Raw genomic sequence first — 19,502 nt, 5'->3', positions numbered from 1 at the left:
TCGTCATCGAACCGGATCAGGAAAGGGCACCCCCATGCCTTTGGACATACCGAGCATCGCCCCCTCCGAGGAGGAACGGCTCGCGGAGCTCGGCATCACGCAGACCCTGGACCGCTCCATGTCGGGACGGCAGAACTTCGCCGTCTCGTTCACGATCATCAGCATCCTCTCCGGGTGTCTGACCATGTACGCGTTCGGCATGAACACCGGCGGGCCCGCCGTGATCATGTGGGGCTGGGTCTTCGTCGGGCTGATGACGCTCTTCGTCGCCCTGGCCATGGCGGAGGTGTGCTCCTCCTACCCGACCTCCGCAGGGCTGTACTTCTGGGCGCACAAGCTGGCCCCGGTGAAGTCCGCGCCCGCGTGGGCCTGGTTCACGGGGTGGTTCAACACGCTCGGGCAGGTGGCCGTCACGGCGGGCATCGACTTCGGGGCGGCGTCGTTCCTCAACGCCTATCTGAACCTCCAGTTCGGGTACGCGGCGACACCCGCGCACACCATCACGCTGTTCGGCATCATCCTGGTGCTGCACGCGGTGATGAACACCTTCCGGGTGCGGGTCGTCGGGTTCTTCAACACCGTCTCCGTGTGGTGGCACCTGATCGGTGTCGTGGTGATCGTCGGCGCGCTCTTGATCGTGCCGGAGAAGCACCAGTCACCGGGGTTCGTGTTCACCGAGTTCGTCAACAACACCGGGTGGGGCTCGGCGGTGTACGTCGGTCTGATCGGGCTCCTGATGGCGCAGTACACCTTCACCGGGTACGACGCGTCCGCGCACATGACGGAGGAGACGAAGAACGCCTCCGTGGAGGGGCCGAAGGGGATCGTGCGGTCGGTGCTGGTGTCCTGGGCGGCGGGGTTCGTGCTGCTCTTCGGGCTGACCTTCGCGATCCAGTCGTACGCGGGGGCGCTGGACTCCGAGACCGGGGTGCCGCCGGCGCAGATCCTCCTGGACGCGCTCGGGGAGACCCTGGGGTCCCTGATGCTGCTCGTCGTGATCGGCGCGCAGCTGTTCTGCGGGATGGCGTCGGTGACCGCCAACAGCCGGATGATCTACGCCTTCTCGCGCGACGGCGCGCTGCCGCTGTCCACGGTGTGGCACAAGCTGCACCCGGGCACGCGCACGCCGACCAACGCCGTGTGGCTGGCGGCGGGCGCCGCGTTCGTGCTGGGGCTGCCGTACCTCTTCAACACCACCGCGTACGCGGCCGTCACCTCGATCGCGACGATCGGCCTGTACATCGCGTACGTCGCCCCGACGCTGCTGCGGCTGCGGCAGGGGGAGAACTTCCGGCGCGGGCCGTGGCACCTGGGACGCTGGTCGAAGCCGATCGGGATCGTGGCGGTGGGCTGGGTCGCGGTGATCACGGTGCTGTTCATGCTTCCGCAGTCGGCCCCGGTCAGCGTCGAGACGTTCAACTACGCGCCGCTGGCGGTGCTGGCGGTGGTCGCGTTCGCCGGGATCTGGTGGCTGGTCTCCGCCCGCAAGTGGTTCCTCAACCCGAACCACCCGAAGAACTCCTCGCAGGGCGTGGACCGCGTTCCCCAGCGCGTCTGACGCCGAACGGTGAGCAGCGGGGTGCGGGGCCGCCGGGTCGCTCCGGTGGGCCCGCGCCTCTGTGGTCCCCTCGGTCTCCGGCGCCCCTCGGGCGGCCCCGGGCGCCTCAGTCTCCGGCGTTGCGGGGGCGCACCACCGAGCCCGCCCGTCCCTTGAGTACTTCCAGCTGGACCGGGATGCGGCGGCGCAGGTCGCCGACGTGGCTGACGATGCCGACGCTGCGGTTGCGTTCGCGCAGGGCGTCGAGTACGTCGATGACCTCGTCGAGGGTCGCCTCGTCGAGGCTGCCGAAGCCCTCGTCGATGAACAGGGTGTCCAGGCGCACCCCGCCCGCCTCGTCGGTGACGACGTCCGCGAGGCCGAGGGCCAGCGCGAGGGAGGCGAAGAAGGTCTCGCCGCCGGACAGGGTGGAGGTGTCGCGTTCGCGGCCGGTCCAGGAGTCCACGACGTGCAGGCCGAGCCCGGCCCGTCTGCCGCCCGTGCCGGTGGTGCGCTCGTCGGAGTGCACGAGGGTGTAGCGGCCCGCCGACATGCGGTGCAGACGGGCGGTCGCGGCGGCGGCGACCTGTTCGAGGCGGGCGGCCAGGACGTACGACTCCAGGCGCATCTTGCGTTCGTTGTCGGCGGAGGTGCCCGCGGCGAGTCCGGCGAGGCGGGCCACCCGCTCGTAGTCGGCGCGCAGCGGTCCCAGCCGCCGGGCCTCCTCCTCGGCCTGCCGGGCGAGACGGGCCAGCGCGGCGCACCGGTCGCGGGCCGCGTCGTACGCGGAGGTGGCGTCCCGCTGGGCGCGCTCGGCGGCGGTGTGTGCTGCCTCGGCGGCCCACACGTCGGCGGCGGGCCGGTCGGCCGCCTCGACGGCGTCCTCCTCGCGCAACCGGTCGGCGACCGCCGCCCGTTCGGCCTGCCAGGCGTCGATGCGGTCCTGGAGCGCGCGCTGTTCCGGGTGGTCGAGGAAGGCCCGCGCCGCGTCCTCCGTAGTGGCGAAACCGGCCTTGAACGCGGCGTCGGCGAGGGACCCGTCGGCGCTCTTGAGCCGATCCGCCGTCGCCTCGTACGACCGGACCGCCTCGGCCGCGTCCGCGAGCAGGGCGACCCGGCGGGTCAGGGTGGCGTACTGCTCCTCGACGCTGCCCGCGTCCCCGCGTGCCCGGGTCAACTCCTCCTGGAGTCCGGCGAGTTCGCGGTCGATGGCCTCGCGGTGCGAGGTGCGGGCGGCGCTGCGCCGCTCGGCCCGCTCCCGGACGTCGACGCGGCGGGTGTGCTCCTGCTCGGCCCGGCCTAGCTCCTCGCGGGCGGCGTGCATGTCGCCCGCCGAGGCGTGCGCGGCGGCATGGTCACGCCGCAACTCCCCTTCCAGTAGGGCGAGTTCGGCGAAGCTCGCGCCTCCCGCCTCGGCCTGGGCGGCGGCGTGGGTCTGCTGGAGCCGGGAGAGGGCGCTCTCCGCCTGCGTACGGGTCTCCTCGGCGCGTCCGTACGCGTCCTGGGCACCCTGCTCGGCGGCCCGGTCGACGTGTCCGGATCCGGGACGGGCGGGGGCCGGGTGGCCGGTGGCGCCGCACACCTTGCACGCCTCGCCGTCGCGCAGTTCGGCGGCGAGTTCGGCCGCGATGCCGGTCAGCCTGCGTTCGCGCAGGTCGAGCCAGTGTTCGCGGGCGTCGGCGGCGGTGTCGCGGGCGGAGTGCAGGCTCTGCTCGGCGGCCCGGAGCCGCTGGTCGAGCTCGTCGCGGCGGCGGGCCGCCGCCAGCCGGGCGGCGGCCGGTGCGAGCTGCGACTGAAGGTGTCCGGCGCGCGTCGCGGCCTCCTGCGCGGCCTCGATGCGGTCCTGGAGGCCGCGTCGTACGGCGTCCCACCCGGTGAGCCAGTCGTCGGCGTCCTGGCGCAGTTCCTCGTCGGCGCGGGCCTCCCGGTCCAGGGCGGCGCGTTCGGCGGTGATCTCCGCACTGCGCCGCTCGGCCCGGCGGGCGGCGTCGAGGCCGCCCAGCTCCTGCCGGATCCGCCGCTCCCGCTCGGCGAGCTGATCGGCTCCGGCGTCCGCGAGGGAGGCGGGAAGCCGGGTGCGGGCCTGCTCGTACGCCCTGGTGGCCTCGCGGTGGTCACGCTCGGCGGCGGCGCGCAGGGTGAGGGCGGGGGCCGCCCGGTCGGCGGCCCGCGCCAGGTCCTGGCGGGCGCGGAGTCCCTCGAACTGTTCGCGTCGTTCGTCGAGCGCGTCGGCGCGGCGGCGCGTTTCGGCGAACCGCTGCTGGAGCCGCAGCAGTTCCCGCTGGTCCTCCAGGGCGAGGCGGGCGGCGGCGCGTCTGCTGTCGGTGGCGGCGACCGCGCAGGAGGCGAGGTCACGGCGTTCGACGGCGCCGCTGCGGGCGACGGCGGCCCAGGCGAGGACGGCGGCGGCGAGGCCGGGGTCGCCGGGCCGCTGCTCGAGGCGGGGAACGTCGCGGGCGGCGGGCCCGGCGGCCTCCGCGGTGCGTTCGGCGAGGGCGAGGAGGCGTTCGTCGCCCTGCTTGACCTGCTGTTCGGCGGTGCGGCGCAGATCGGCGAGGCGCTCTTCGACGGCGGCGAAGCGGCGGGTGTCGAAGAGCTTGCCGAGGAGCTTGCCGCGCGCTTCGGCGTCGGCGCGCAGGAAACGGGCGAAGTCGCCCTGCGGGAGGAGGACGACCTGGCAGAACTGCTCGCGGTTCATCCCGACGAGCTGGCTGATCTCCTCGCCGATCTCCTGGTGGGAGCGGCTGAGGGCCTGCCACTCCCCCGTGCCGGCGTCGCGTTCGCGCAGCCAGCTCTGGGCCTTCTCGGTGACGAAGCCGGTGCGGTTGCCCTTCTTGGGGCGCAACTGGGCGGGCCTGCGGGTGACTTCGAGGCGGCGTCCGCCGACGGTGAGTTCGAGGACGACCTCGGTGGGCACGCCGGGGGCGGCGTGGTCGCTGCGCAGGGTGAGGCCGCGCCCCTCGCGGGCGCCGGGCACCGATCCGTACAGCGCGAAGCAGACGGCGTCCAGGACGGAGGTCTTGCCCGCTCCGGTGGGCCCGTGGAGCAGGAAGAGACCGGCGGCGTTCAGTTCGTCGAAGTCGACGTGCTGGGCGGCGCCGAAGGGCCCGAAGGCGGTGACGCACAGGGAGTGCAGCCTCATCGGGTCACCTCGCGCGCGGTCGCGGCGTACGCGATCACCGGGCCACCTCGCGGACCGTCTCGTCGACGCGGACGTCGTCGAACGCGCCCTGGAGCACCGCCCGTTCCCGTCCGTCGGGTCCGCTGCCGCCGCGTACGTGCGCCACGAAGTCCTCCGCGATCTGCTGGTCGTCGCGGCCCTTGAGCCGCTGCGCGTACGAGACGTGTTCGCCCTCGGGCCCCCGGTCCGGGTCGAAGACGAGGCTCACCGTGTGCGGGAAGCGCGCGCAGAGCCGGGCCATCGGGTCCTCGGGCCGGACCGGGTCGGTGAGGGTGGCCTCGACCCAGGCGGCCTCGTGCCGGGCGAGGGCGGGGTCGTCGAGGAGGTCCTCCAGGGGGCCCCGCAGGCGGGCGAGCGGCCGGGGCACCGGGCAGTCGAGCCGCTCGGCTGCGATCTCCCCGCCGGGGCCGAGGTCGATCAGCCACATCGTCTTGCGGTGGTTGACCTCGGAGAAGGAGTAGGCGAGCGGCGAGCCCGAGTAGCGGACCCGCTCGTTCACCGTCTGCGCGCCGTGCAGATGGCCGAGGGCGACGTAGTCGACGCCCGCGAAGACCCCGGCGGGGACGGCGGCGACACCGCCCACCGTGATGTCGCGTTCGCTGTCGCTGGGCTCGCCGCCCGCGACGAAGGCGTGTGCGAGGACGACGGAGCGGGTGCCTCCGGGGCGGGTGGCGAGGTCGGCGCGGACCTTGTCCATCGCGGCGGCGAGGACGTCCTCGTGCCGGGCCTTCGCCGCGCCCAGTTCGTCCCGTACGAGAGCGGGCTCCAGGTAGGGCAGCCCGTAGAGGGCGACGTCGCCGTGCGCGTCGGACAGCACGACGGGGGTGGCGCACCCGGCGGGGTCGGTGCGCAGGTGGATGCCCGCCCGCTCGATGAGGCCCGCGCCGACGCCCAGGCGGCGCGCGGAGTCGTGGTTGCCGGAGATCATCACCGTCGGCACGTTCTCCTCGGCGAGGCGGTGCAGGGCCCGGTCGAAGAGTTCCACGGCGGCGAGCGGCGGCACCGCGCGGTCGTACACGTCCCCCGCGACCAGCACGGCGTCCACCTCGTGCGCGCGGACCGTCGCCACCAGGTGGTCGAGGTACGCGGCCTGGGCGTCGAGCAGTCCCACCCGGTGGAAGGACCGGCCGAGGTGCCAGTCGGACGTATGCAGAAGCCTCATGGTTCACGAGAGTAAAGGGAGGGTCTGACAATCAAGGAGGCAACGGTGGAATCCGCCCGCGCACCGGCCTCTCGCGCCCCTGGTCCTGCGGGCTCCTCAGACGTCTCCGTACGCCTCGCCGCCGAGCTCGAAGGCGGCCGTTCCGGCGGTCGCGTCCGCGAGCCAGCCCCGGAAGGCGTCCACGTCGGCGTCGGGCAGCCCGATCTCGATGGTGACCGCCTCGGCGTACCGCACCTCGCGCACGGAGCGCCCGGTGGCCCGCAGGTCGTTCTCCAGCTTGCCCGCGCGCTGGTGGTCGACGGTGACGGTGGCGAGCCGGAAGCGCTGGCGGGTGATCGTGCCGAGGGTGTCCAGGGCCTCGCCGACGACTCCGCCGTAGGCCCTGATCAGACCGCCCGCGCCGAGTTTCACGCCGCCGTAGTAACGGGTGACGACGGCGACGGCGTACCGCACCTCGCGGCGCATCAGCATCTGGAGCATCGGGACGCCCGCCGTGCCGCCGGGTTCTCCGTCGTCGCTGGCCTTCTGGATTCCGGCGTCCGCCCCCACGACGTACGCGTAGCAGTTGTGCGAGGCGGTGGGGTGTTCCCTGCGGACGCGGGCGACGAAGTCCTGCGCCTCCTGCTCGGTGGCGGCGGGGGCGAGGGCGCAGAGGAACCGGGATCGGTTGATCTCGGTCTCGTGCACGCCCGCGTGGGCGACGGTCCGGTACTGCTCCTGCATTGTGCCCACCCTATGCGGGAGGGGAGCCGGCACCGACCGGAGGGTGCCGGGCCCGGAAACGGCGCGGCCGGCGGGCGCCGGACCGTGGACGTGGCGTCCGTGGTCCCGGCTCCGCCGGCCTGCCGCTCGTTGCCCGCTCTCGCTAGCTCACCGCGCGCCGTGCCTTGCCCGCCGCGAAGACGAGGGCGAGCATCACGGCCGAGCTGCCGATCAGGAACCCGGGTGACATGCCCACGGGCGTTCCGTCGTCGGTGCGCAGCGCGCCCATGAAGTCCAGCGGGGTGATGCCGTTGACCGTTCCGTACCACAGGGGCAGGTACAGGGCCTGGAAGAGGCGGTGCGTGCGGCTCAGCGTGCCGAGGAGCAGTGCCAGCGAGGGGATGAACAGCGCGCCGAGGACCCAGTGGAAGAGGCCCACCGTGTCCGCCCCGGTCGCCATCCGGACGGCGGGTCCGATGCCCGCGACGGCGGTCAGCAGGAAGCCCGCCGCCCATTCGGCGAGCACCCGGCGGTGGGTCGTCGGGTACGCCCCGAGGATGGCCTCCACCCCGGACTCGTGCCGCTGCGTGCCCAGCCGCGACCAGATCAGCACCGGCCAGATCCAGGCCAGCGGCAGCAGGAAGCGGGAGACTCCGGTGGCCGGGGTGACCATCTGCGCGACGAGCGCGAGCGTCAGCACACCGCCCCACCACCACAGTGGAATCCCCTGGATCAGGATCCTCACCTCGCCGACGAGCAGCCGCACCGCGGAGTTGCCCAGCTTGACCTGGGCCTTCGGCACACCGCCGAAGGTCTTCGTGCCGGACTCGTGCTCTTCGCGCAGTACGGCGGGGAAACCGGGAGCGGCGGGGAAACCGGGAGCGGCAACGGCACCGGGTGCCCCGGCGGGACCCTCACCGGCGGCCTGCGTCGCCGCCGTGTCCTTGGCCGCACGCCCCCGCGAGGGGTCGAAGCGCGGGAACCACAGCACCGGCACCATGGCGAGCGCCACCCCGATCAGGACGAGGACGAGCCGGGTGAGGAGGTAGTCGCCGGTCAGCTCGAAGCCGCTCCAGTCGAAGGTCTTCAGCGGCTTGTCGACCAGGGTCAGACCGAGGCTGAACTCGCCGACCTGCGTCGGGTCGATGCCTTGCGCCTTCAGCGACGTACTGAGCGACTGCACCACCTGGTGCACGCCGATCCCGCCGAGCGGCGCGTTCGGGGACTGTCCGCCGATCGCGATGAAGGCCCAGATGAAGAACCAGAGGATGTTCCCGAGTCCGGCCCGCAGCAGCGGTACGGCCTCGAAGAGGAGGGCCGCCGCCGCCGTGAACACCATCAGCGGCAGCGCGATGAAGAGGAACGGCTTGAGCAGTTCGACGGGGTTGACGGCCATCGTCTCGCCCCGGGACAGCTGCATGACCACGGCGGTCAGCGCCAGCACGCCCAGCATCGAGGCCAGGACCAGGACGCTGCTCAGGAACTTGGACGCGAGGTAGAGGTGGTTCTTGAGGGGGGTGGAGGCGAGGAGGCGGCCGACGCCGGTGGCCTCGTCGCGGGAGATGGCGTTGCGGACGACGTAGAAGCCGCCGAGGGAGAGCCACACCGATCCGGCGAGGGCCACCACCATGCCGATGTACGCGCTGTTGTACGTGCCCCGGTACTCACCGACCTGCATGACGACCCAGCCCGCCTCGCGGGCGGGGGTCGCGAGGTAGCCGAGTCCGACCGCCGCGAGGAGGATCGCGGCGTACGCCGGGCGGCGCACCCGGTCCCAGAAGTCGCCGACGACGAGCCTGTAGAGGGTCCGCACGGCTACCGCCCTCCGGCACTGGTCATGCGCTGCTGGGCAGCCCCGGCGCCGACGTTGTTCACGGCGGCCAGGTAGGCGTCCTCCAGGTCCGGTGCCACCTGCTGGGCCGTGGCGTACGGCGCGAGGTGCGTGAGCAGGCGCACCCGTACGCCGCTGCTGGTGCGCACCATCCGGCTGACGAGGTGGCGCTTCTGGAGCACCGGCAGTTCGGCGGCGTCGACCATGACCTCCCAGACCCAGCCCTCGATGGCCGCGATCAGCTGCTCGGGGGTGCCCCGGCGCAGCAGCCGCCCCTGGGCGACGACGGCGATGTCGGAGGCGACGGACTCGACGTCGGAGACGATGTGGGTGGAGAGCATGACCACCCGGTCGGCGGCCAGGTCGCTGAGGAGGTTGCGGAAGCGGACCCGCTCCTCGGGGTCGAGGCCCGCCGTGGGCTCGTCCACGATGATCACCTGCGGGTCGGCGAGCAGCGCCTGCGCGATGCCGACGCGGCGCATCATGCCGCCCGAGTACTTGCCGAGGGGGCGCTTGACGGCCTCGGTGAGGTTGACCAGTTCGAGCAGTTCGTCGATACGGGCCTTGGAGGAGCGGGCCGAGAGGCCCTTGGCGGCGGCGAGGTAGCCGAGGAACTCGCGGGAGGTGAGGTTCGGGTAGACGCCGAAGTCCTGCGGGAGGTAGCCGAGAGCGCGGCGCAGCACGTCCGGCTTGGCCACCACGTCGGTGCCCTGGAAGAGGACCTGGCCGCTGGTGGGGCGGGTGACGGTCGAGGCGATCCGCATCAGGGACGACTTGCCCGCCCCGTTGGGGCCCAGCAGACCGAGCATGCCGCGCTCCATGCGCATGGTCATGTTGTCGACGGCACGCTTGCCGCCCCGGTAGTCCTTGGTGATGTCGATGAGTTCCAGCATGTCGTTCCGCTCCCCTACGCCAGGTTCCGGACGGCGGCCGAGACGGCACCGGCAGGGGGTGCGGACTTGTCCTTGGTGCCCTTCTCCTTGTCGCCCTTCTCGCCCTTGAGGTCCGTCGCCTTCCCGTTGCGCAGGACCTTCATCTCCTTGGGCACCTCGACCTTGTAGCGCACGTCGCAGTTGGCGAGCTTGCTGCACTTGGCGACCAGGTCCAGGACGTCCTCCTTCAGCTCCCAGCTGCTCTCCTCGTCGGCGCCCGCACCGACGTCGAACCACCGCGTCACCAGGATGTCGTCGCGGTCGGTGGCGACGAGGTCGGTCGGGATGCCGTGCGACTTCACGTTCACGGTCTTGCCCTTGTACGCGAAGGTCTTCGTCTCGGGGTCCGCGTCCTTGGCGCTGGCGCAGCCGGTCAGACCGACGACGGCGGCGAGTACGACGGCTCCCGCGACTGCGTTCCGGGTGCGGGCGAGGGGCTTGAGGTCCATGGGGTGTCTCCGGGGTGGTGAAGGTGGGGGGCTGGTTGGGGAGTTGCCGCGTTCGGCGAGAATGCGGCGGGGCTCGATGGGTTCTAGATTCGTCGTTCGGCGACATCCGCACATCTGCCGTTTGGTAGAGATCCGCAGGTCCGTCCCTGCGGATCCCTCGCACGTCCATGCGTCAGTGGTGCGGAGTTCCGGTCGCGATCCGGTACGTCAGTGGTACGGAGTTCCGGTGGCGACCCGGTACGTCAGTGGTGCGGAGTTGCGGTGGCGACCCGGTGGGTCAGCGGGGCAGGGTTCCGGTCACGCGCCAGCCGTCCTCGCACGGTCCGGCCGTCAGTTCTCCGCCCAGTACGGTGAACCGCTCGCGCAGGCCCACCAGTCCGGTGCCGCCGCCCTGACGGTCCTTCAGCAGGGCGCCGGACGCGCCCTCCCGGCCACCGCCGTGGTCGGTGACGCTGACGCGCACGCGGTCGTCGCCTTCGGGCTGGGCGGAGACGGTCACGGAGGTGGCCGAGGGGGCGTGCCGACGCACGTTGGTGAGGGCCTCGATGACCATTCCGTACGCGACTTCGTCGCTCTCGCGGCGCAGGGTGCCGGTCAGTTCCGCGTCCAGGTCCAGCTTCGCGGGGAGGGAGCTGGACTCGGCGAAGCGGGTGACGAGGTCGGGCAGGTCGGAAAGCCCGCGCACCAGGGTGGGCACGTGGGCGGGCTCCTCGGCGTCCTCGTACTGTCCCGGGGGGATCTGCTCGCCGACCTCAGGCGTCGCGCCCGGGTGCTCCTCCGGCTGGCGCAGGGTGTCCAGGGCGCGGTCCAGCTGGTCCAGGGCGCGCAGCCCGGACTCCTCCAACCGGCCCAGGAACAAGGCCATTTGATCGGGTTCGTACGGGGACGCCTGGGCCGCCTGGACCTCCAGGACCATGCCGGTCAGCTCGTGCGCGACGAAGTCGTGCAGCACTCGGGCCATGTCGAGGCGCTGTTCCCTGCGGGCCCGGAGCACGGCGCGCCGCCTGCGTTCGTCGACCGACCGCAGGTAGCCGCCGACGGCGACCGCGCAGGCCACCGGCACCAGCGTGATCACGACCATGACGAGGGAGCCGTTGGCCCCCGACTCCGGGTTGCGCACGGTGAAGCGCAGCGGGAGCGCGACGGTGGCCAGTGCCACGGCCGCCGCCAGCGGGGCGGCGTACCGGCGCACGCGCCGGATCAGCCGTCCGGTGAGCACCAGGAGCGCGGTGAACTCGAAGGGCATCCACAGGAGGGTGAGCCCCTGCTGCCCGCCGTAGGCCACGTCGGTGACCACGGACAGGCCGGTGGCCGCGAGGGCGGCCACCGGCAGGGTGATCCTTCCGAGTGGCAGGGGCAGCAGTACCACGAGCACGGCGACGACGGCGGTGACCGCGAGGAGGTACGCCGCGGGCGGCCCGAGGAGGGCCGGGAACCCGAGGAGGACCACGCTCGCTCCGCACCACAACTGCCGCATGCGGCCCATCTGCTGATTACCTGTCATCATCTGCATGAGCCTAGGCGGCGACCTTGACGCGCGGGGCCGCCGGGGTCTTGCGACGCGACCACAGGCGTACGGCCTTCTGCTCGACGAAGACGTTCATGAGCCAGGCCAGCACCAGGGACACCGCGAACATCCCGACCAGGAAGGCGAGCGCTCCGGGGACCTCCCAGGTGCGCCCCTCCGGGATGCCGCCGTCCATGACGGTGCCGAACATGAGGTGTCCGTACTTGAGGATCGGACCGTGCAACAGGTAGAAGGCGAAGGAGAGTTCGCCGAGTCGCACGAGGGCCTTGCTGTTCAGCCAGCTCTTGCGCCCCTCGACGTCCATCGTCGCCAGGGCGGCGGTGAGCAGCGCGACGGGTACGGCGGTGATGGCGGCGTACCGGTAGAGGAAGGGCACCTGCTGCGCGGCGACGTAGGCGGCCACCAGGATCAGGGCGGCGGGCAGCGGACGCAGTCCGATCCAGCGCCCGGTGATCAGGATGCGGGCGACCAGCATCCCGAGGAGGCATTCGAGCATGCGCGAGAGCGGGAAGAAGTAGACGAACCAGTAGCGGCTCTCGGAGGTCTGCCACAGCGGTGACTCGGGGGTGGCGGGCAGGAAGGTGTTCGCGACCACCGGTATGAGGGCGATGACGACGGCCACGGCGCCGACCACGTACCACAGGTACTGCGAGCGGATCCGCTTGACCAGGGGCAGCAGGAACGGGAAGAGCGCGTAGAAGCCGATGTCGACGGCGAGCGACCAGGTGGCGCTGTTGCCCGCCTCCTGGAAGGCCGGGTCGGGGAACCAGGACTGGACCAGGAAGAGGTTGGCCAGCAGGGGGAGGAAGTCGGGCAGGGCGCCCAGCGCGATGATGAGGACCACCGCGAAGGCGAGGGCGGTGACGTGGTTGGGGAAGACGCGCACCGCGCGCCGCCGCCAGAAGGCGCGCAGCGACTCCTTCTTGTTCCAGGACCAGGTGAGCACGAAGCCGGTGAGGATGAAGAAGTACGTGACGGCCGTCTGGCCGGAGGTGCCGACGCCTTCGAGGTAGGCGAGCCCGATCGTGTCGTCGCTGAAGACGATCTCGAAGGAGCCGTGGACGACGAAGACCAGCAGCATGCCGAGGGCGCGCAGACCGGTCAGGGAGTGGAGTTGTGGTCGTTTCTCGCCGAGAGCGATGGCCATGATGTCTCTTTCGGACAGGTTTGAACGGAGGGGGCGGGCGGGTGGGATCCGGACGGGACCCGCACCGGGGCGTGACGGACCGTTCACCGAGGGCGTGCGGGGGCGCCCGGCGGCGCGGTCCGACGGTGGGGGTGCGGTGCTTCGCCACGCGGACTTCGGGGCACACCGAAGGCGTGACGGTAACTCAGATTCCTTGGCTGGTACGGGTGTTGGTGGAGTGCCGGGCGAGGCTGCTAACCGGCGTTCGCGTAGCCCATCTCCCAGGCCCGGACGGCGATGCCGACCCGGTTGCGTACGCCCAACTTGCGCTGGACGGCGGCGACATGGGTCTTGACGGTGCCCGCGGAGATGAACATCTCGCCCGCGATGTCGGCGTTGGTCAGCCCTTCGGCGACCTTGGCCGCGATCTCGGTCTCCCGCTTGGTGAGCGGTTCGACCACGGCCGGACGCCCGGTTCGTTCGGGCGTCCGGCCCGCGCCGGCGACGTGCTTCAGCAGCCGCACCGTGATGGACGGGCTGATCAGGCTCTCCCCCGCGACGGCCGCGCGGACCGCCTCGACGAGCAGGGTCGGCCCCGAGCGCTTGAGCAGGAAGCCGGAGGCTCCGTGCCGCAGTGCCGGGTAGACGTACTCGTCGAGGTCGAAGGTCGTCACGATGACCACCTTCACCGGCAGTTCGGCCGCGGACTCCTGGAGGGTCCGGGTGACTTCGAGGCCGTCCATCCGGGGCATCCGGACGTCCACCAGGGCGACGTCGGGGCGCAGTCGGCGGACCTCGGCCAGCGCGTCCACGCCGTCGGCGGCCTCGCCGACCACCTCGATGTCCGTCTGGGCCTCAAGGATGCGCCGCATGCCGCGGCGGACCATTTCCTGGTCGTCGGCGAGTACCACTCGAATCGTCACAGTCGGCCATTCTCGCAGGGTCGTGGAGGGGGTTCCTGGGGGCGTGCGGCGGTGGCTAGTTCTCGCCCATCGCCTCGACGAGCCGCTTGGGCCGCATGTCGGTCCAGTTCTCGTTGACGTAGGCGAGGGCCGAGGCCCGGTCGGTGGCGGCGAGCGCCACCGTCCAGCCGTCGGGGACCTCCGCGAACGACGGCCACAGGGAGTGCTGGCCCTCGTCGTTGACCAGCACCAGGAACGTGCCGGACGCGTCGTCGAACGGGTTGGTGCTCATGTGTTGCTCCTCTGGTGGGACGCTCAGGCGGGGATGCCGAGCGGTTGACGGGTGGTGGCGGTGCAGGAACCGGCCGTACGGGAGTTGACCGTACGAGAGGTGGCCGCACGGGGCTCGGGGATGCGCGTGCCGTACGGACGGGTGTCCGGCGTACGGGTCACGGGGGCCCGCGTGGCAGGGGCCGCCCGCGTCACGGGGGCCCTGCTGTCGAGCAGGGCCACGCCCAGCGGGGTGAGCGTGTGCAGTGCGGTGTTGCGGGAGCGGGTGGTCATGATCAGGCCGGCGCCGCGCAGGATCGAGGCGTGCTTGCTCGCGCCCGCCAGCGACAGGTTGAGGCGTTCGGCCAGTTCGCTGGTGTTGCAGCTCTCGGTGAGGACCTGGAGCGCGGCGGCCCGGGTGTGCCCGACCAGCGCGCCGAGGGCTTCGGCACCTCCTTCGCAGTCCCGGCTGAATTCGGCCTTCGCCGGGTCGTTGACGGGGAAGAGGATCGCGGGCCGTCCGCTCGTGCCCTCCGACTCCACGAACAGGCAGGTCTGTTCGGGCAGGAAGAACGAGGGGCTCAGGACGAGCCCGCGCCCACCGAGGTGGACGTCGCGGTCGGGTCCGGGGCCGTGCAGTTCGAGCACCGGGCTCTGCCAGCGCAGCCTGGGGTGCAGGGTGTCGAGCAGTCGCTCGGCACCCCCCGCGATCATGATGCGTCCGCTGGTGTCGCGGATGCCTTCGAGCATGGTGCGGACCTGCGGCCAGTAGGGCCGGACCGCCACCCGGCCGAAGTCCGACAGGGCGGAGACCAGTTGGTGCTTGCGGGTGCTGACCAGGCGCAGCCCGGGGGCCGTCGCCTGCTCGGCGCGCTGCACGACGTTGACCAGTTCGTCGGGCGCGTGCTGCCCGGCGAGGTTCTCGTACGCGGCGGCGCCCCGGCCGAGTTCGACCCGCAGCTGCTTGCGCCAGCCGCGGAAGGTGACCTCGTTGTTCCGGGCGAACAGATGGAGGGCCAGGGAGCTCTCCGTCAGGAGTCCGAGCCCTGCCGCCATGTGCAGCCGGGCCAGGTCCTCGGCCGTGAAGTGGATCCTCAGCATGTCCGACCCCCGTCGCGTCTCTCGTGCTGTCTCTCGTGCGGTCCTGCGCCCTGTCGGATTCCGGTCATGCGCCCTGGTGGCTCCCGGGGACCGGCAGGATGCGGCCCCCCTTCAGTGTTTCCGCGTACGAGAAGACGTGACCCGCGCCGATCTCGACCGGGGCCAGCGACGCGAAGTCCGCGTCGAGGGCGTCGAAGAAGTCGAGGCGTGCCTCACCCGTCCAGATCTCGCCGAACTCCACGTCGCCGACCTCGGACGCGGTGAGCGGCGCGGGACCGGTCGCCGGGGCCGCCCACTCGGGGGTGACCAGGCTGTGCACCAGCGGCACGTCGTGGAGGTGCGGCGGCTGCTGGACCCGCTCGGTGAGCGTCACCGACGCCTCGACGACCCGGCGGCCGTGCACGGAGAGGTTGCCCGCGAACAGGCCACCGGGGGCCTTCGCCGATCCGGCCCGGCCCGGCAGCCCGGAGATGGTCTGGTGGACGGCGCCGAACTGCTTGGGCATGCCCTGCACCCAGCCCCGGACCATCGGGACGGGCTGGTCCACCCAGGCGTACGGGGCACGTGCCATGGCGTTGCCGTCGTAGTCGCAGCCGAGCAGGATCAGGAACTCGGAGAACTGGCTGCGGGACGGGTCGGTGAGCTCCTCGCCGGAGTCCGAGCACCACTGCCAGGTGGCGAAGATCGCGGCCGCCGCACCCGGGTCCGCCCCCAGCGAGAGGCCCGGCGGCAGGAAGCGGGCCGCGGCGTCGGGATCGACGCGGTAGTCGACCATGACGACGTCGCCGGAGAAGTGCCAGGGCGGCGGGGTGAGCATGGAGGAGGTCCCGGAGGGGGACAGCGGAAGGCTGTAGCCGTGGGGGCCCGTGGGGGTGTTCTGGGTGAGGGGAAGCATCAGCGTTTCTCGTTTCGGGGATGCGGGGCGTTTTCCGGCAATGCGTGGCGTTCTGCGGGGATGCGTGGCGTTCCGGAGGGGGTCCCGGACGCGGCCGGTCGGCGAGGGGGCGCCGAACGACCGCGGCCGGGAGTCGATGGCCCCGGAGACGTTCCTCCGGGGGCCCGGGCCGGGATCCGGTCAGGGCGTCCAGGCCGTGGCGAGGCGGTGTGCGGCCTCGGTCAGCAGCTCGGGCGCGTTGAGGCTGTAGGCCAGCCTGAGCCTCGGCCGGTCTCCGCTGCCGAACCGGGAGCCCGCCGCGAGGCGGACCCCGGCCAGCTCGGCGGCCGCTGCGAGGTCGGCCTCCTTCGGCTTCCCGCGCTCCGGGTCGTCCGCAGGACCGAGCCAGAGGAAGAAGCCGCCGTGCGGGATCCGGTACGCGACGCGCGGGCCCAGTGCGTCCTTCAGCGAGGCCGCCAGGGTGTCCCTGCGCCTCCTGAGTTCGGCGCGCACCTGTTCCAGGTGCTGTCCGTAGCTGCCGTCGAGCAGGGTGGTCGCCACGGCCAGCGCGGTGGTGTGGTTCAGCGAGCCGCCGCTGACGAGCAGCCCGTGCGCGCCGATGCGGCGCACCAGGGCCGGATCGCCGAGCAGCCAGCCCAGGCGCAGGCCCGGGGCGAGCGTCTTGGCGAAGGTGCCCAGTTTCAGCACCCCCCGGTACCCGGCGAGCGCCGCCATCGAAGGCGGTGGCGACTCGCCCGGTTCCAGGGCCAGTTCACCGTAGGCGTCGTCCTCGACGACCATCAGTCCGTGCTGCTCGGTGAGGTCGAGGAGTTCCCGACGCCTGGCGAGCGGCACGACGATGCCGGTGGGGTTGTGGTGGGTGGGGTTGAGGTAGACGAAGGCGATCCTGGCGCCCGCCGCACGCTCGGCCAGGACGGCTTCGCGCAGGGCGCGGGGGTTCATTCCGTCGGCGTCCGTGGCGACGGTGCGCACCCGCAGTCCGCAGTCGGTGAAGATCTGCCGTCCGAGGTCGTAGGAGTACTGGTCGGCGAGGACGACCCCGCCGGGGCTTCCCAGCACCCCGGACAGCAGGTGCAGCGCCTGTGAAGTGCCCGCCGTGACCAGGACGTTGTCCGCCTCGCACGGGTGGCCGTCCGCCCGCCGCGCCCGGTCCGCGAGGGCCTCGCGCAGCGGGAGGGGGCCGGTGTTGTGTCCGTACGCCAGGGCCGCGGGCCCGTACTCACCGAGCGCCGTGCCGTACGCCTGCCGCAGCAGCGCGGTGGGCAGCAGGTCCGGGTCCGGGTAGCCGGGGCCCAGGTCGATCACCCCGGCCGGGACCACGTCCTGCACGATGCCCCGTCGAAGGTGGGGCCACCGGGCCGGGCGCGGGGTGCGCCCGGGGCCGGCTCCGGCGGGCGTCTCGGTGAGTGCGGTCACCGCTCGGACTCCAGTACCGCCTTCAGCTTGTCGATGGACCGCTGGAGCGGCTCGACGGGGCGGGCCAGGGCGATGCGGAAGCTGTCGTCGCCCTCGGCGGGGTTCGCCCAGTGGAACTTGCGGCACGGCAGTACGTACACGTTCTCGTCCCGCAGGGCGGCCCAGACCTTGGAGGCGGAACCGTCGTCGACGCGTACGCGCTCGACGCTGACCCGCAGGCCCTCGCCGAGGACGGTGACGTTGGGGATGTCGGCGAGGGCCGAGCGGACGATCTGGCGGTTGTGCTCGATGAACGCGTGCAGGTCTTCGAGCCCGCCGTTGGCGGCGTCCTTCGCGAACTCGCGGATGAGGGTGAGGATCATCGGGGAGATGCCGAGCAGGATGTCGGAGTAGATCAGGTCGATCGGCAGGTCGAGGTTGTCGGAGTAGACGAGCAGACCGGCCTTGAGGTCGAGCGTCGGCCACAGCTTGCCGGTGTCCTCGATGACGACCCAGCGGCAGCCGCTCGCGCCGAGCACGGCGTAGTGGTCGTACTGGGCGCGGATGTCGAAGCCGCGGAACGACGTGTCGAGGCAGAGGATGACGTCGTGCTCGGCGCACTGCTGCGCCAGCCGGGTCAGGCGCGCCTCGGAAGTGACCACGCCGGTCGGGTTGTTGGGGGTGGTGACGAAGATGGCGCCGACGGAGTCGAGGAACTCCGCGCTCAGGTCGCCGCCGTGCAGCACCTCCTCGTCCAGGCGGACCAGGCCGAGGCCGCAGCCGCGCAGGATGTCGGGGATGTTGTCGAAGGTGGGGTGGACCAGGGCCACGTTGTCGATGGAGGTCGCCAGGGTGCGGGCGAGGATCTCCATGGCGACGGACGACGCGTAGCAGCTCAGCACGCGGCCGCTGCCGGCGGTGAGGTAGCTGTGCTGGCCGAGCATGTGGAAGAACGCCTCGTGGGCCTCGTTCTCCAGGTCCTCGACCCGGCGCTCGGCGCTCTCGGCGAAGATCTCGGGAAGCGAGTCGATGATCTTCTGCTGGCCTGCGGTGAGCCCCTGGCGGGCGTGCCCGTCGGCCAGGTTCAGCTCGCTGTTGATGGCCATGAACTCCAGCTGGGTCAGGTTCTCCTCGACCTGTCCCGGGTTGGCCTGGCCGGAGTGGGTCAGGGGGGTGGTGGGTGCCTCGGGTGCGATGGTCACGACAGCCTCGGGATGCTTTCGAAGGGATGGAGGGGGTGGAGAAGGGTGGTGCGGGGCCGGACGGCGGTCCGGTCGGTGGGGGGCGGGGGCCTGGGTGGGTGCGTCAGTGGATGACGCGGGCCTCGGCGTCCAGCCGGGCTCCGCGCGAGGGACGCAGGTCCCGTGCGACGTTGAGTCGGCGCAGCCAGCGGTCCGTACCGTCGAAGCGGGCGCGGAAGGGCTTGCGGCCGTGCACGGCACGGAAGTTGTCGATGATGCCGATGTCGCCGGGGCGCAGGATCACGTCGCCCAGGGCGTCGTCGACGGCGGCGGAGAAGGCGTCGAGGGCGCGCTGCTCCTCCTCGCCCTGACTGCCCGTCATGAAGTACGGGTCGATGCAGAGGTACGGGTCGTCCTCGCTGCCGAACAGGACGGCCATGGGCTCCGGTTCGGCGAGGGCGCGCTCCACCCGCTCGCGGCTGCGCCGGAGCAGTTCGGCGCTCTTGCCCGTGGGGCCTCCCGCGTCGGCGTCGGCGATCCGGTGGGCGTCGTCGGGGCGGATGAAGAAGCGCTTCTGGGCGAGCAGCGACCGCAGTTCGTCGTCGATCTTCACGTCGGCGATGTCGGCGACGGTCGTCTCGACGCCGTCCGGGTTGCGCAGGCACATCAGCCCGAGGTAGTCGGCGCGCAGCGGGTGGAACGCGTCCTCGGTGTGCCAGGTGAGCGTCTGGGCGCTGCCCCAGCCGATCTGGCCGTGCTCGTGCTCGGGGACCGGGTAGATGTCGTGCATGATCCGGCCGTCCTGCTGGGTGGCCCAGCCGACCGGGTCGCCGAGCAGCGCCGTGATCAGGTAGAACGCGATGTCCTGGCGGAGCGTGGTGGGTGCCCCGACGGGGGTGGCGGTGCGGCCCAGCGGGGTCGGACCGAGGTCCGCGTCGTCGACCGGGAGCCCGGAGACGACCAGGACGGCGGAGCGCTCCGACGACCGGTAGCCGTGTACGGCGCTGCGCAGTCTGCGGGGCAGTTCCGCGGCGTAGATCCGGCTGTCCTGCTGGAACTCAGCGGACTCCACCGAGTCGTACTTCCGGGTGAGCTCGTCGACAAGTCCGTCAATTGCTGTTATTTCGTCGTCATTCAGTTCATGCGTGATCATCAGCTGTGAACCTCCGCCAGATGACTGGCACGGTCGGTGCGTTTCGGGGTGGCGCCGCCTGCGGGCGCTGGGGGGGGCGACGGCAGCGGTGCAGTCGCCTCATGCGGCACGCGCTTCTTTTCGAACTTGCGTGCCATCAGGAACGAGTTGAAGCATG

The 19,502-nt window shown here is 71.9% G+C and carries 16 protein-coding genes; 1 reads left to right on the top strand and 15 read right to left on the bottom strand.

Going from position 1 to position 19,502, the window contains the following annotated elements:
• Window positions 1-34: 34 nt before the first annotated feature.
• A complete protein-coding gene (locus OG897_RS36835) occupies window positions 35-1,558 on the top strand; it encodes an amino acid permease (RefSeq protein ID WP_266664105.1) in 1,524 nt (507 codons plus the stop codon).
• A 106-nt stretch (window positions 1,559-1,664) separates the two neighbouring features.
• Here the strand turns inward: OG897_RS36835 and OG897_RS36830 are convergent, their stop codons facing one another.
• The 15 genes from OG897_RS36830 to gntD all read right to left on the bottom strand — a co-directional run bounded on the left by OG897_RS36830 (window position 1,665) and on the right by gntD (window position 19,345).
• Window positions 1,665-4,679 (bottom strand): SMC family ATPase, encoded by a 3,015-nt coding sequence (locus tag OG897_RS36830; RefSeq protein WP_266664103.1) that lies wholly within the window; start codon window positions 4,677-4,679, stop codon window positions 1,665-1,667.
• Between the two features lie 34 nt (window positions 4,680-4,713).
• Window positions 4,714-5,880, bottom strand: coding sequence for an exonuclease SbcCD subunit D (locus tag OG897_RS36825; protein WP_266664101.1), 1,167 nt, complete (start codon window positions 5,878-5,880; stop codon window positions 4,714-4,716).
• A 96-nt stretch (window positions 5,881-5,976) separates the two neighbouring features.
• Window positions 5,977-6,603 carry a YigZ family protein gene (locus OG897_RS36820; RefSeq protein WP_266664099.1) on the bottom strand — a complete coding sequence of 209 codons (627 nt, stop codon included), beginning with the start codon at window positions 6,601-6,603 and terminating at the stop codon, window positions 5,977-5,979.
• Between the two features lie 142 nt (window positions 6,604-6,745).
• On the bottom strand, window positions 6,746-8,395 hold the full coding sequence (locus OG897_RS36815; protein ID WP_266664097.1) for an ABC-2 transporter permease: 1,650 nt from the start codon (window positions 8,393-8,395) through the stop codon (window positions 6,746-6,748).
• Between the two features lie 2 nt (window positions 8,396-8,397).
• The gene (locus OG897_RS36810; protein WP_266664095.1) at window positions 8,398-9,306 is read right to left on the bottom strand and encodes an ABC transporter ATP-binding protein; all 909 of its coding nucleotides are present in this window, start codon (window positions 9,304-9,306) and stop codon (window positions 8,398-8,400) included.
• A 14-nt stretch (window positions 9,307-9,320) separates the two neighbouring features.
• Window positions 9,321-9,794 carry a hypothetical protein gene (locus tag OG897_RS36805; RefSeq protein WP_266664093.1) on the bottom strand — a complete coding sequence of 158 codons (474 nt, stop codon included), beginning with the start codon at window positions 9,792-9,794 and terminating at the stop codon, window positions 9,321-9,323.
• 277 nt (window positions 9,795-10,071) lie between these two features.
• The gene (locus tag OG897_RS36800; protein WP_266664091.1) at window positions 10,072-11,301 is read right to left on the bottom strand and encodes a sensor histidine kinase; all 1,230 of its coding nucleotides are present in this window, start codon (window positions 11,299-11,301) and stop codon (window positions 10,072-10,074) included.
• Window positions 11,302-11,311: 10 nt separating this feature from the next.
• Window positions 11,312-12,469: an acyltransferase gene (locus tag OG897_RS36795; RefSeq protein WP_266664089.1), complete on the bottom strand. Its 1,158-nt coding sequence runs from the start codon at window positions 12,467-12,469 to the stop codon at window positions 11,312-11,314.
• 233 nt (window positions 12,470-12,702) lie between these two features.
• Window positions 12,703-13,371: a response regulator transcription factor gene (locus OG897_RS36790; RefSeq protein ID WP_266664087.1), complete on the bottom strand. Its 669-nt coding sequence runs from the start codon at window positions 13,369-13,371 to the stop codon at window positions 12,703-12,705.
• A 55-nt stretch (window positions 13,372-13,426) separates the two neighbouring features.
• Window positions 13,427-13,642 (bottom strand): MbtH family protein, encoded by a 216-nt coding sequence (locus tag OG897_RS36785; protein WP_266664085.1) that lies wholly within the window; start codon window positions 13,640-13,642, stop codon window positions 13,427-13,429.
• A gap of 23 nt (window positions 13,643-13,665) precedes the next feature.
• Complete coding sequence (locus OG897_RS36780; protein WP_266664083.1) at window positions 13,666-14,721, bottom strand: helix-turn-helix transcriptional regulator; 1,056 nt, start codon at window positions 14,719-14,721, stop codon at window positions 13,666-13,668.
• Between the two features lie 64 nt (window positions 14,722-14,785).
• On the bottom strand, window positions 14,786-15,616 hold the full coding sequence (mppR, locus tag OG897_RS36775; protein ID WP_266664081.1) for an enduracididine biosynthesis enzyme MppR: 831 nt from the start codon (window positions 15,614-15,616) through the stop codon (window positions 14,786-14,788).
• 180 nt (window positions 15,617-15,796) lie between these two features.
• Window positions 15,797-17,032, bottom strand: coding sequence for an aminotransferase class I/II-fold pyridoxal phosphate-dependent enzyme (locus tag OG897_RS36770; RefSeq protein ID WP_266664079.1), 1,236 nt, complete (start codon window positions 17,030-17,032; stop codon window positions 15,797-15,799).
• The gene (gene mppP / locus OG897_RS36765; RefSeq protein ID WP_266664078.1) at window positions 17,029-18,213 is read right to left on the bottom strand and encodes an enduracididine biosynthesis enzyme MppP; all 1,185 of its coding nucleotides are present in this window, start codon (window positions 18,211-18,213) and stop codon (window positions 17,029-17,031) included. The genes OG897_RS36770 and mppP overlap by 4 nt, the downstream gene beginning before the upstream one ends.
• 103 nt (window positions 18,214-18,316) lie before the next feature.
• The gene (gntD, locus tag OG897_RS36760) at window positions 18,317-19,345 is read right to left on the bottom strand and encodes a guanitoxin biosynthesis L-enduracididine beta-hydroxylase GntD (protein ID WP_266664077.1); all 1,029 of its coding nucleotides are present in this window, start codon (window positions 19,343-19,345) and stop codon (window positions 18,317-18,319) included.
• Window positions 19,346-19,502 lie beyond the last annotated feature (157 nt).

The organism is Streptomyces sp. NBC_00237, assembly GCF_026342435.1.
Classification (GTDB): Bacteria; Actinomycetota; Actinomycetes; order Streptomycetales; family Streptomycetaceae; genus Streptomyces.
The sequence above is the reverse complement of the archived record's forward strand: the minus strand, read 5'-3'. Positions and strand labels throughout refer to the sequence as shown.